Consider the following 10,102-nt stretch of genomic DNA (forward strand, 5'->3'; position numbering starts at 1 on the left):
GGGCGGATGCCGCAGCATCCGCCCCTCCGGGTGACGTTCGATCCGGGTCAGCCTCCGGCGACGATGTCCGGGGTGGCCTCGATGGCTCCCGCCGCGCCGACGCCGACCGCGACCTTCTCGCCGCGCGGGCCGTGCTCGAACAGGAACTTGCCGTTCTCGGCATCCACCTTGACGTGGTCGCCGGGGTTGAGCTCACCGTGCAGGATCCGCTCGGACAGCTGGTCCTCGACCTCGCGCTGCATGGCGCGGCGCAGCGGCCGGGCACCGAGCGTCGGGTCGAACCCGATCTCGATGAGGCGGTCCTTCGCGGCGTCCGACAGCTCGACCGTCATGTCGCGGTCGAGCAGACGCTCGCTCAGCCGCTTCGTGAACAGGCCCACGATCTGACGGAGCTCGTCCTTGTTGAGCTGCGGGAAGACGATGACGTCGTCGACGCGGTTGAGGAACTCGGGCTTGAAGTGGCGCTTCAGCTCCTCGTCGACCTTGCCCTTCATCCGCTCGTACGTCGTCTGCGCGTTGCCCTCGACCTGGAACCCGACCGGGCCGCCGGCGATCGCCGACGAACCGAGGTTGGTGGTCATGATGATGACCGTGTTCTTGAAGTCGACGACGCGGCCCTGACCGTCGGTCAGGCGACCCTCTTCGAGGATCTGCAGCAGCGAGTTGAAGATGTCGGGGTGCGCCTTCTCGATCTCGTCGAAGAGCACGACCGAGAACGGCTTGCGGCGCACCTTCTCGGTGAGCTGGCCGCCCTCTTCGAAGCCGACGAACCCGGGAGGGGCACCGAACAGCCGCGAGACGGTGTGCTTCTCACCGAACTCGCTCATGTCGAGCGAGATCAGCGCGCCCTCGTCGTCGAACAGGAACTCCGCGAGCGCCTTGGCGAGCTCGGTCTTCCCGACGCCCGTGGGGCCGGCGAAGATGAACGAGCCGCTGGGACGCTTCGGGTCCTTGAGCCCGGCACGCTGGCGGCGGATCGTGCGGCTGAGCGCGGCGATCGCCTCCTCCTGGCCGATGACCCGCTGGTGCAGAGCCTTCTCCATGAAGACGAGACGGCTGGTCTCCTCCTCGGTGAGCTTGAAGACGGGGATGCCGGTGGCCTGCGCCAGCACCTCGGCGATCAGACCCTCGTCGACCACCGCGTGGCTGGCGACGTCGCCGCTGCGCCACTGCTTCTCGAGGCGCAGACGCTCGGCGAGCAGGGACTTCTCCTCGTCGCGGAGGGCCGCGGCCTTCTCGAAGTCCTGCTCCTCGCTGGCGGTCTCCTTGTCCTCGCGGACCTTGGCGATCTTCTCGTCGAACTCGCGCAGCTCCGGCGGGCTCGACAGGATCGACAGGCGCAGGCGGGCGCCGGCCTCGTCGATCAGGTCGATGGCCTTGTCGGGCAGGAAGCGGTCGCTGATATAACGGTCGGCGAGGTTCGCAGCCGCGACGATCGCGCCGTCGGTGATCTGCACCTTGTGGTGCGCCTCGTAGCGGTCGCGCAGCCCCTTCAGGATGTTGATCGCGTGGGGCAGGCTCGGCTCGGCCACCTGGATCGGCTGGAACCGGCGCTCGAGCGCGGCATCCTTCTCGAAGTGCTTGCGGTACTCGTCGAGGGTCGTCGCACCAATCGTCTGCAGCTCGCCGCGGGCGAGCAGCGGCTTGAGGATCGAGGCGGCGTCGATCGCTCCCTCGGCGGCACCCGCACCCACGAGGGTGTGGATCTCGTCGATGAAGACGATGATGTCGCCGCGGGTGCGGATCTCCTTGGTGACCTTCTTCAGGCGCTCCTCGAAGTCGCCGCGGTAGCGGGAACCGGCGATGAGCGAGCCGAGGTCGAGCGAGTAGACCTGCTTGTCCTTCAGGGTCTCGGGCACGTCGTTCTTCACGATCGCCTGCGCGAGGCCCTCCACGACGGCGGTCTTGCCGACGCCGGGCTCACCGATGAGGACGGGGTTGTTCTTCGAGCGGCGCGAGAGGATCTGCATGACCCGCTCGATCTCCTTCTCGCGTCCGATCACGGGGTCGAGCTTGTTGTCGCGCGCGGCCTGCGTGAGGTTGCGGCCGAACTGGTCGAGCACCGCCGAGCCGCCCTGGGCGGCCTGCTGGTTCTGCTCGCCGGCACCGGCGGCGACGCCCGCGGGCTCCTTGCCCTGGTAGCCGCTGAGCAGCTGGATGACCTGCTGGCGCACCTTGTTGAGGTCGGCGCCGAGCTTGACGAGCACCTGGGCGGCGACGCCCTCACCCTCGCGGATGAGGCCGAGCAGGATGTGCTCGGTGCCGATGTAGTTGTGGCCGAGCTGCAGCGCCTCGCGCAGGCTCAGCTCCAGCACCTTCTTCGCGCGCGGCGTGAAGGGGATGTGGCCGGTCGGCTGCTGCTGACCCTGGCCGATGATGTCCTGGACCTGCTCGCGGACGGCGTCCAGCGAGATCCCCAGGCTCTCGAGCGCCTTGGCGGCGACGCCCTCGCCCTCGTGGATGAGACCGAGCAGGATGTGCTCGGTGCCGATGTAGTTGTGGTTGAGCATCTTCGCCTCTTCTTGGGCGAGAACGACCACACGACGGGCACGGTCCGTGAATCTCTCGAACATTCGTCGACACTCCTCCGGCGCACGTCTTCTGGTGCGCTTACGTCGAGGGTAACGATCAGCGAATGCCGGTATGCCCGTGTTCGCCGTCGGCGCACCGCCGCGGCATCCGCTCGGCCCGCCGCCCGCACGAGCGAGGCGGGTCCGTCCGACGACGGCCCCGCCGCCACCGAGCGGACCGAAACGACCCGCGGGCTCGGCTCAGCCGGCGATGGGGATGGTGACGGGGGTCGCGAACTGCGCGTCGCCGCCGGAGAGCGTCGCGGTCATGCCGGATGCCGCGGTCGCGCCGTCGACGTGCGCGAGGGCGACGCGCGGCGCCATGTCCATCGTGCAGGGCTGACCGTCCGGCAGGTCGGCGAAGGTCACCGCGATGTCGGTCTGGCCGGCGACGGCATCCTTCACGGTCGGCGCGCACGAGGACGAGCCCCACGTGAGGATGGCCAGCATCCCGTCGCCGACCCACCCCGCCGAGGGCGCATAGTCGGCCACCTCGGGTCCGGCGTACGGGGACAGCACGGTCTCGCCGGGCGCTCCCCCGTCGAGGGACACCGTGAGGGCGATCTTCTGCGTGGCGTCCACACCGGCCGGCAGGGAGACGAGGCTCGCGCGGGGCGCGTAGTCGGCGGTGCAGACGACATCGCCGGCGGGGTTGTCGAGGGTGACGGCGACGGAGCCGTCGGCCTGGAGGTCGACCGCGGAGGCGGTCGGCACACAGCTGGACGAGCCCTGGGTGACGACGGCCACGGCGCGGCCCCCGTCGAGCCAGCCGGCCCAGACCTCCAGCGCGCTCGCGTCGCCGCTCGCCGCGGGCGTCGCCGCCGGCGAGGTGGAGCCGGATGCGCAGCCGGCGAGCGCGAGCGCCCCCGAGATCACGATGGCGGACAGGGCGAGCGCGCGTCGGGACGTCATGGCACCATCCTGGCGGAGCGTTCTGAACCCGTCCCGTGAGGGCGGTCACGACCGGATAACGACTGCCGCGCGCCTCACTGCAGGGCGGAGGTGAGGCGCGCGAGGTTGTCGAGCACCGTCGAGCGCAGCGGCTGCTTCATCCACTCGTCGAGCGTCAGTTCGCGGCTGAGCGCGCGGTACTCGTCCTCGACGGCGCGCAGCTGGCCGACGAAGTCCTCGCCGCGCACGAGCAGCGAGATCTCCAGGTTGAGGCCGAAGCTGCGCATGTCCATGTTGCTCGACCCGATGACGGCGACCTCGTCGTCGATCGACATCGACTTGGAGTGGAGGATGAACGGCTTCTCGTACATCCAGATCTTCACTCCCCCGCGCAGCAGGGCCTCGTAGTAGCTGCGCTGCGCGTGGTAGACCATCGCCTGGTCGCCCTCTTCCGAGACGAACAGCTCGACGTGGACGCCCCGCTGGCACGCCGTCTGGATCGCGAGCAGCAGTCCTTCGTCGGGCACGAAGTAGGGCGAGACGATGATGATCTTCTCGCGCGCGGCGAAGAGCAGCGTCATGAACAGCTTGAGGTTGTTCTGGAACTCGAATCCCGGGCCGGACGGGATGACCTGGCAGTCGAGGTCTCCGCCGCCGGTGCGCACGTCGAAGAGCTCGATCCCTTCGACGATCTCATCCGTCTCGCTGTACCAATCGCTCAGGAAGACGGCGTTGACGGATGCCACGACCGGCCCGTCCAGTCGCGCCATCATGTCGACCCAGTGCAGGCCGCGCTTGATGTTCTTGCGGAGGTTGTAGGTGGAGTCGGTGACGTTCTGCGAGCCCATGAAGGCGGTGTGCCCGTCGACGACGAGGAGCTTGCGGTGGTTGCGCAGATCGGGCCGCTGGTACTTGCCGCGCAGCGGCTGGACCGGCAGCATCAGGTGCCACGTCGCGCCCATGGCGTCGAGCCGGCGACAGGTCTCGGCGTAGAAGGGCTTGCCCCGGTTGGCCCAGTGGTCCAGCAGCACCCGCACGACCACGCCCCGCTCGATGGCGTCCTCGAGGGCGTCGAAGAAGACCTCGGTGGTGGCGTCGCACTGCAGGATGTAGAACTCGACGTGCACGTAGCTCGTCGCCTCACGGATGGCGGCGGCCATCTCCTCGATGCTCTCCTCGTATCCGGAGATGAGCGTCGCGTCGTTCTCGCCCGAGAGCGGCATCGCCCCGAGGTTGCGGTTGAGCCGTACGAGCTGAGCGAACCAGAGCGGCGGGTCGGGGCGCAGCGTGCCGAGGTCGAGCCCGTGGCTGGTGGTGCGGATGTAGTCGTTGATCTGCTGCTGCTTCTTGCGGCGCTTGCGCGGCAGGCGCGGATTGCCGATCATCAAGAAGAGGAAGACGCCGATCAGCGGGATGAAGTAGATGGCGAGCAGCCACGCCATCGCCGCGGTCGGGCGACGGTTGCGCGGGACGATGATCACCGCGAGGATGCGGACCGTCACATCGGTCACGAAGACCAGGATCACCCAGGCGAGGGTCCATCCGGTCTGATCCACGTCGCTCTCCCCGCTGTCGGACTCCGCCCAGCGTAGCGACTATCTCCGACTCAGGTCGTCGGCGGCGCGTCGGCGGTCGCGGCCGCCGGGGATGCCGCGACGCGCGCCTCCTCGCCGGCGCCGACGGGCGGCAATCCGCGCTTGGCGCGCTCTTCGTTCTCGACCTCGGTGTAGACGCGACGCTCGGTGCGATCCATCCGCAGGATCGAGCGCAGGACGAACACGAACAGCCCCAGCACGACGACGGTCGGCAGGAGCGACCACGCGACGGCGGTCCAGTACGAGTCCATGCCCTCCATCGTACGCGCGTGGTCGCCGTCTCCTCCCCAGCACCGACGTCCGCGGAGGTTGTCCACGGGTGACGTCCGCGCCGCCCGGCGACCTCGCCCGCCGATCAGACTCGCCGCATGTCCACGATCGTCCGGGCCGCCGACGCGGCACAGTTCCTGTCCGTCCTCCCGCACATGCTGGGGTGCACACCGCACGACAGCGTCGTGGTCGTTCCGCTGGCGCAGGGGCGGAGCCTCGGCGTCCTGCGCGTCGATCTCCCGTCCGAGGAGGCGGCCGCCGGCGCGGCGGCCAGCATCATCGGCATGGCCTGCCGCATCGCCGAGGTGGAGACCGTGATGATCGTCGTCTACACGGATGCCGAGATCAGCGCGGATGCCGCGGACGGGGACGGGGCAGCGGCCGGCGGCGGCGCGCGATCAGCGGGTGCGCTGCCGCACCGTCCGGTCGTCGATGCGCTCCTGAACCGCGCCGACGACTGCGGACTCCCGGTCGGCGATGCGTTGATCGTCGCGGCGAACGGCTGGGGTTCGGCGCGGGCCGACGACCTGCCGCCCGGCGGTCACCCGCTGGCCGCCATCGCGCCGCGCGACGACCTGCCCGCGGAGACCGTCGACGGTCCGCTCGCCGCGGATCAGGCCGCGGGAGCGCGGCTGCCCCTCCCCGGCGCCACCCGGCGACGCGCCGTCGGGCAGGCGCTGCGCTCGCTCGACGCGGCCCTCGAGACCCTCTGCGGCATCCCTCGGGTGAGCGGATCCGCTCCCTCCCGTATCGACCCCGCCGCACTGCAGGCGGCGTGCGCGCTCGACGACCTGCCGGCCCTGTTCGAACGCGCACTGTCGTGGAACGCCGAGGATCTCGCACCGATGGATGCCGCGATGCTCGGCTGGTGCTTCGCGCGTCCCGCGCTGCGCGATGTCGCGCTGGTCCAGTGGGCGAGCGACGTCGACGGCGGCGACGCGGCGATGGAGGCGCAACGGCGCTGGGAGGACGGCGAGGAGTACCCGAGCGACCTCGCGGAGGTGATGTGGGGCGACGGACCCCGCCCGGATCCCGTACGCCTCGACACGGCGCTGCGCCTGGCGCGCGCGGTGGCGGCGGTCATGCCGAAGAAGCGGCGTGCGGGGGCTCTCGCGGTGTGCGGCTGGATCGCGTGGGCCCGCGGCCGCTCGACGCACGCGGAGGCGTACATCCGGCAGGCGCTGCACGCTGAGCCGCGGCACGGGCTCGCGGAGATCGTCGGCTCCTTCGTCACCGCGGGCCATCTGCCCGACTGGGCGTTCCGTGCACGGTAGTCGTCAGGCCGACGCGGCTGCGAGCTCACCAAACCCGTCGTCGACGAGTCGGCGGATGGCATCGACGGCCGCGGCGGCCTCCGCCCCGATCGCGGTGATGCGCACGGTGTCGCCCTCCGACGCCCCCAGGGTCAGCAGACCGATCAGGCTGGCGGCGGAAGCGGGGCCGGCACCCGTCGTGACATCGGCGATCGCGACGTCCGCATCGAACCCGCCGGCGGCTTTGACGACCATGGCCGCCGGCCGCGAGTGCAGCCCCATCGGGTTCCGCAGCAGCGCGTCGACGGAGGCATCCGGCGTCGACGCGCCGTCGGGGGCGACCGGGGTGAGGGCGCCGGGGTTGGACGCGCCGGGGGCAGGCGCTCCGGGCGCTGCGGGGATGGACGCGCCGGGGGATGCCGGCGATCCCTGCGGCTGCTTGGCCGCGAGCGCGGCGGCGGCCTCGTGTGCCACGTCGTCGAGGCTGCCGCCGGTGGCCGCACGCACCATCCCTGCGGTGATGCCCTCCACGAAGGGACCGTCGCTGATGCGCACCGGCACCGTGCTCGTGCGCAGGTCGAGAGCCAGCTCGGAACTGATCACCGCGGAGCCGAGGTCGGTGATGATCACCACGCCGTCGGAGTCGGCCAACGCATCGACGGCGTCGGCGATGGCCGCAGCGTCCGTGCCGAATCCGCCGTCGGCGCCCGAGGCGACCCGCACCGGCGGGGCCGCACCGTGGACCATCTGCATCGCGAGGTCGACGGCAGCGTGCGCGAGGGGCTCGCTGTGCGAGACGATGACGAACCCGATCACGCCGCCTCCCCGGCGAGCGCGTCGGCGAACGCCCTCAGCAGCAGAGCGGTCGAGGCCGAGCCGGGGTCGATGTGACCGACGCTGCGCTCCCCGAGATACGAGGCGCGCCCCTTGCGTGCGACGAGCGGCTCGGTGTCGGCGCTGCCGCGCTCGGCGGCGTCCGCTGCTGCTCCCGCCGCCGCGGCCAGCGTCGCACCGCCGGCGAGTGCGCTGTCGAGCGCCTCCAGGGCGGGGCCGAACGCATCGATCATCGTCTTGTCGCCGGGCTGCGCGTGCCCGCGCGCCACGACGGCGGCGACACCTGCGGACAGGGCGTGAGCCCATTCGACTGCCGACAGCGACGTGCCGTCGGGCGCACTCTTCCCCATGTCGAGGAACAGCGTTCCGTACAGCGACCCGCTCGCTCCGCCGACCTTGCTGACGAGGGTCATACCCACGGCCTTGAAGAACTCCGGCACCGTCTGCGGCGGCGTCGCATCCAGCTTCGCGACGATCGCCGTGAAGCCACGATGCATGTTCGTGCCGTGGTCCGCGTCACCGATCGCCGAGTCGAGCGCGGTGAGCCGGTCGGCCTCGGCGTCCAGCCGGGCGGCGCCGAGACGCACCCACCGGTCGAGGATCTCGAGCGTCACCGCGTCGGTCGTCGCCGCATCCGTCATCTCAGCGCCCCCACCGCAGCGCGCTCGTCTCGACGGGAGCATCCCAGAGGCGCAGCACCTCGTCGTCGGCGCGCAGGAGGGTCAGCGAGCATCCCGCCATGTCGAGGCTCGTGACGTAATCGCCGACGAGGCTCCGCGCGACGGTGATGCCCTTGGCGGCCAGCGCGTCGGCGATGTCGGCGTAGATCACGTACAGCTCGATGAGAGGAGTGCCGCCCAGCCCGGTCAGCAGAGCGATCACGGGAGCCCCGGTGAAGTCCAGATCGCCGGCGATCGCCTCGACGAGCTCGCCCGCGATATCGCGCGCCGGCGCGAGGGGCACGCGGGTGCGCCCGGGTTCGCCGTGGATGCCGACACCCATCTCCATCTCGTCGTCGGGCAGATCGAAGCTGGGATGCCCGACGGCCGGGACCGTGCAGCTGGTGAGCGCCACCCCCATCGACCGCCCCTGCGACGCGACGTGCTCGGCGACCGCCTTCACCTCCGCAAGGCTCTTGCCCTCCGCGGCCGCGGCTCCGGCGATCTTCTCGACGAGCAGCGTCGTGCCGACGCCGCGACGCCCGGCCGTCCAGGTCGAGTCCTTGACGGCGACGTCGTCGGCGACGATGACGGATTCCGAGGCGATGCCCTCGTCGGCGGCCAGCTCGGCCGCCATCTCGAAGTTGAGCACGTCGCCCGTGTAGTTCTTGACGATGAACAGCACGCCGGCGCCGGAGTCGACGGCCTGCGCGGCGGCGAGCATCTGGTCGGGCGTCGGCGAGGTGAACACTTCGCCGGCACAGGCGGCATCCAGCATGCCCGCACCGACGAACCCGCTGTGCAGCGGTTCGTGACCCGAGCCGCCCCCCGAGATGAGGGCGACACGTCCCTCTCGCGGAGCGTTGCTGATCACGACGCGGTTGTCATGATCGACCGTGAGCTCGGGATGCGCGGCCGCGACGCCGCGCAGGGCGTCGGCCAGCACCGCTTCGGCCGAGTTGATGAGCTTCTTCATGCGCGGTTCTCCTCTTCGCTGAGTTCTTCGCTCGAGTTCTTGGCTCGGGTTCTTCACTGGCTTCTTCGCGGTGCGTCACGGGGCCGCGGCTGCGCCGTGAGGTTTTCGACATGATCGACTGCGATTCGTCTATGTCGAATATCTTCCCCATCTGCACCCCTGTCAAGAGGTAGTGTGACGTCCACCGTCCGCGCGCGAAAGGCCTCGGGATGATCCAGTCCATCGACCGCGCCGCGCGCATCCTCTCTCTGCTGCAGGGCGCGCGGCGTCTCGGCATCAGCGAGCTCGCCGCCGCGCTCGAGCTGCCGCCGTCGACGGTGCACGGCCTCGTGAAGTCGCTGCAGGAGCACGGCCTGGTCGCGCAGGAGACGCGTGGCAGCCGCTACGCGCTCGGCCCGGCGCTGCTCACCCTGTCGAGCGTGTACCTCGACACCCTCGACGTGCGCGGCCGGTCATTGCGGCGCATGCACGATCTGTCGCACCGCACCGGACTCGCCTCGCGCCTCGGGGTCGCGCACAACACCGACGTCCTCGTCATCCATCACGACCGGCGTCCCGACGGCACCGAGCAGATGCCCGAGACCGGCATCACCCTTCCCGCCCATGCGTCCGCGCTCGGGAAGGTCCTGCTCGCCTACGACGACGCGTTCCGCGCGGACGTTCTCACCCGCGATCTGGCGGACCTCACCGGCGACACCGTCACCGACGGCGACGCGCTGCGCGACCAGCTCGCCGTCGTGCGCGACCGGGCCCTCGCCACCGAGGACGAGGAGGCGGTGATCGGGGATGCGTCGATCGCGGTCCCGGTCGCCGGGGAGGACGGTGTCGTGGTCGCCGCACTCGGGGTCGTGTTCCCCGCGCCCGCGTCCGCGCTGGATGCTGCGGTGCTCAAGGAGCTGCGCGACGCGGCGCAGGCGATCTCGCGCGATCTCGGCGCGCCCGGCTGGCCCCCGCGACCCGGGTCCGGGATCTGATCACCGCGTTTCGACTCGTCGCTGCGCTCCTCGCTCAACGACCGCGGCTCCGCCCCACCCCCACCCCCGGTCGTTGAGCG

At 70.8% G+C, this 10,102-nt stretch carries 9 protein-coding genes; 2 read left to right on the plus strand and 7 right to left on the minus strand.

What is annotated here, in order from left to right; genetic code table 11:
- Nucleotides 1-47: 47 nt before the first annotated feature.
- The 4 genes from AC1Q49_RS15455 to AC1Q49_RS15470 form a co-directional block, all read right to left on the minus strand.
- Nucleotides 48-2,573: an ATP-dependent Clp protease ATP-binding subunit gene (locus tag AC1Q49_RS15455; protein WP_060960554.1), complete on the minus strand. Its 2,526-nt coding sequence runs from the start codon at nt 2,571-2,573 to the stop codon at nt 48-50.
- A 198-nt stretch (nt 2,574-2,771) separates the two neighbouring features.
- Nucleotides 2,772-3,482, minus strand: a complete 711-nt coding sequence (locus AC1Q49_RS15460) for a hypothetical protein (protein ID WP_492493241.1) — start codon at nt 3,480-3,482, stop codon at nt 2,772-2,774.
- Between the two features lie 74 nt (nt 3,483-3,556).
- The gene (cls, locus tag AC1Q49_RS15465) at nt 3,557-5,017 is read right to left on the minus strand and encodes a cardiolipin synthase (protein ID WP_101306970.1); all 1,461 of its coding nucleotides are present in this window, start codon (nt 5,015-5,017) and stop codon (nt 3,557-3,559) included.
- 50 nt (nt 5,018-5,067) lie between these two features.
- Nucleotides 5,068-5,307, minus strand: coding sequence for a hypothetical protein (locus tag AC1Q49_RS15470; RefSeq protein WP_492493244.1), 240 nt, complete (start codon nt 5,305-5,307; stop codon nt 5,068-5,070).
- A gap of 117 nt (nt 5,308-5,424) precedes the next feature.
- On the opposite strand from AC1Q49_RS15470, the gene AC1Q49_RS15475 reads away from it, so the two are divergent.
- Nucleotides 5,425-6,600 carry a DUF4192 family protein gene (locus AC1Q49_RS15475; RefSeq protein ID WP_492493246.1) on the plus strand — a complete coding sequence of 392 codons (1,176 nt, stop codon included), beginning with the start codon at nt 5,425-5,427 and terminating at the stop codon, nt 6,598-6,600.
- Between the two features lie 3 nt (nt 6,601-6,603).
- On the opposite strand, the gene AC1Q49_RS15480 is transcribed toward AC1Q49_RS15475, so the two are convergent.
- From AC1Q49_RS15480 to dhaK, 3 genes are read right to left on the minus strand one after another with little or no spacing between them, the layout of a single operon-like run.
- Nucleotides 6,604-7,395: an HPr family phosphocarrier protein gene (locus tag AC1Q49_RS15480; RefSeq protein WP_191009155.1), complete on the minus strand. Its 792-nt coding sequence runs from the start codon at nt 7,393-7,395 to the stop codon at nt 6,604-6,606.
- A complete protein-coding gene (gene dhaL, locus AC1Q49_RS15485; RefSeq protein WP_191009156.1) occupies nt 7,392-8,054 on the minus strand; it encodes a dihydroxyacetone kinase subunit DhaL in 663 nt (220 codons plus the stop codon). The genes AC1Q49_RS15480 and dhaL overlap by 4 nt, the downstream gene beginning before the upstream one ends.
- A gap of 1 nt (nt 8,055) precedes the next feature.
- Nucleotides 8,056-9,048 (minus strand): dihydroxyacetone kinase subunit DhaK, encoded by a 993-nt coding sequence (dhaK, locus tag AC1Q49_RS15490; RefSeq protein ID WP_492493249.1) that lies wholly within the window; start codon nt 9,046-9,048, stop codon nt 8,056-8,058.
- Between the two features lie 209 nt (nt 9,049-9,257).
- On the opposite strand from dhaK, the gene AC1Q49_RS15495 reads away from it, so the two are divergent.
- The gene (locus AC1Q49_RS15495) at nt 9,258-10,022 is read left to right on the plus strand and encodes an IclR family transcriptional regulator (protein WP_492493251.1); all 765 of its coding nucleotides are present in this window, start codon (nt 9,258-9,260) and stop codon (nt 10,020-10,022) included.
- Nucleotides 10,023-10,102 lie beyond the last annotated feature (80 nt).

Source organism: Microbacterium sp. MPR-TSA4, assembly GCF_058792815.1.

Bases quoted from the DNA above. Each gene is read 5' to 3' on its own strand.
- AC1Q49_RS15455 (WP_060960554.1), bottom strand. From the start codon at position 2,573: ATGTTCGAGAGATTCACGGACCGTGCCCGTCGTGTGGTCGTTCTCGCC.
- AC1Q49_RS15460 (WP_492493241.1), bottom strand. From the start codon at position 3,482: ATGACGTCCCGACGCGCGCTCGCCCTGTCCGCCATCGTGATCTCGGGG.
- dhaK (WP_492493249.1), bottom strand. From the start codon at position 9,048: ATGAAGAAGCTCATCAACTCGGCCGAAGCGGTGCTGGCCGACGCCCTG.
- AC1Q49_RS15470 (WP_492493244.1), bottom strand. From the start codon at position 5,307: ATGGACTCGTACTGGACCGCCGTCGCGTGGTCGCTCCTGCCGACCGTC.
- AC1Q49_RS15495 (WP_492493251.1), top strand. From the start codon at position 9,258: ATGATCCAGTCCATCGACCGCGCCGCGCGCATCCTCTCTCTGCTGCAG.
- AC1Q49_RS15475 (WP_492493246.1), top strand. From the start codon at position 5,425: ATGTCCACGATCGTCCGGGCCGCCGACGCGGCACAGTTCCTGTCCGTC.
- dhaL (WP_191009156.1), bottom strand. From the start codon at position 8,054: ATGACGGATGCGGCGACGACCGACGCGGTGACGCTCGAGATCCTCGAC.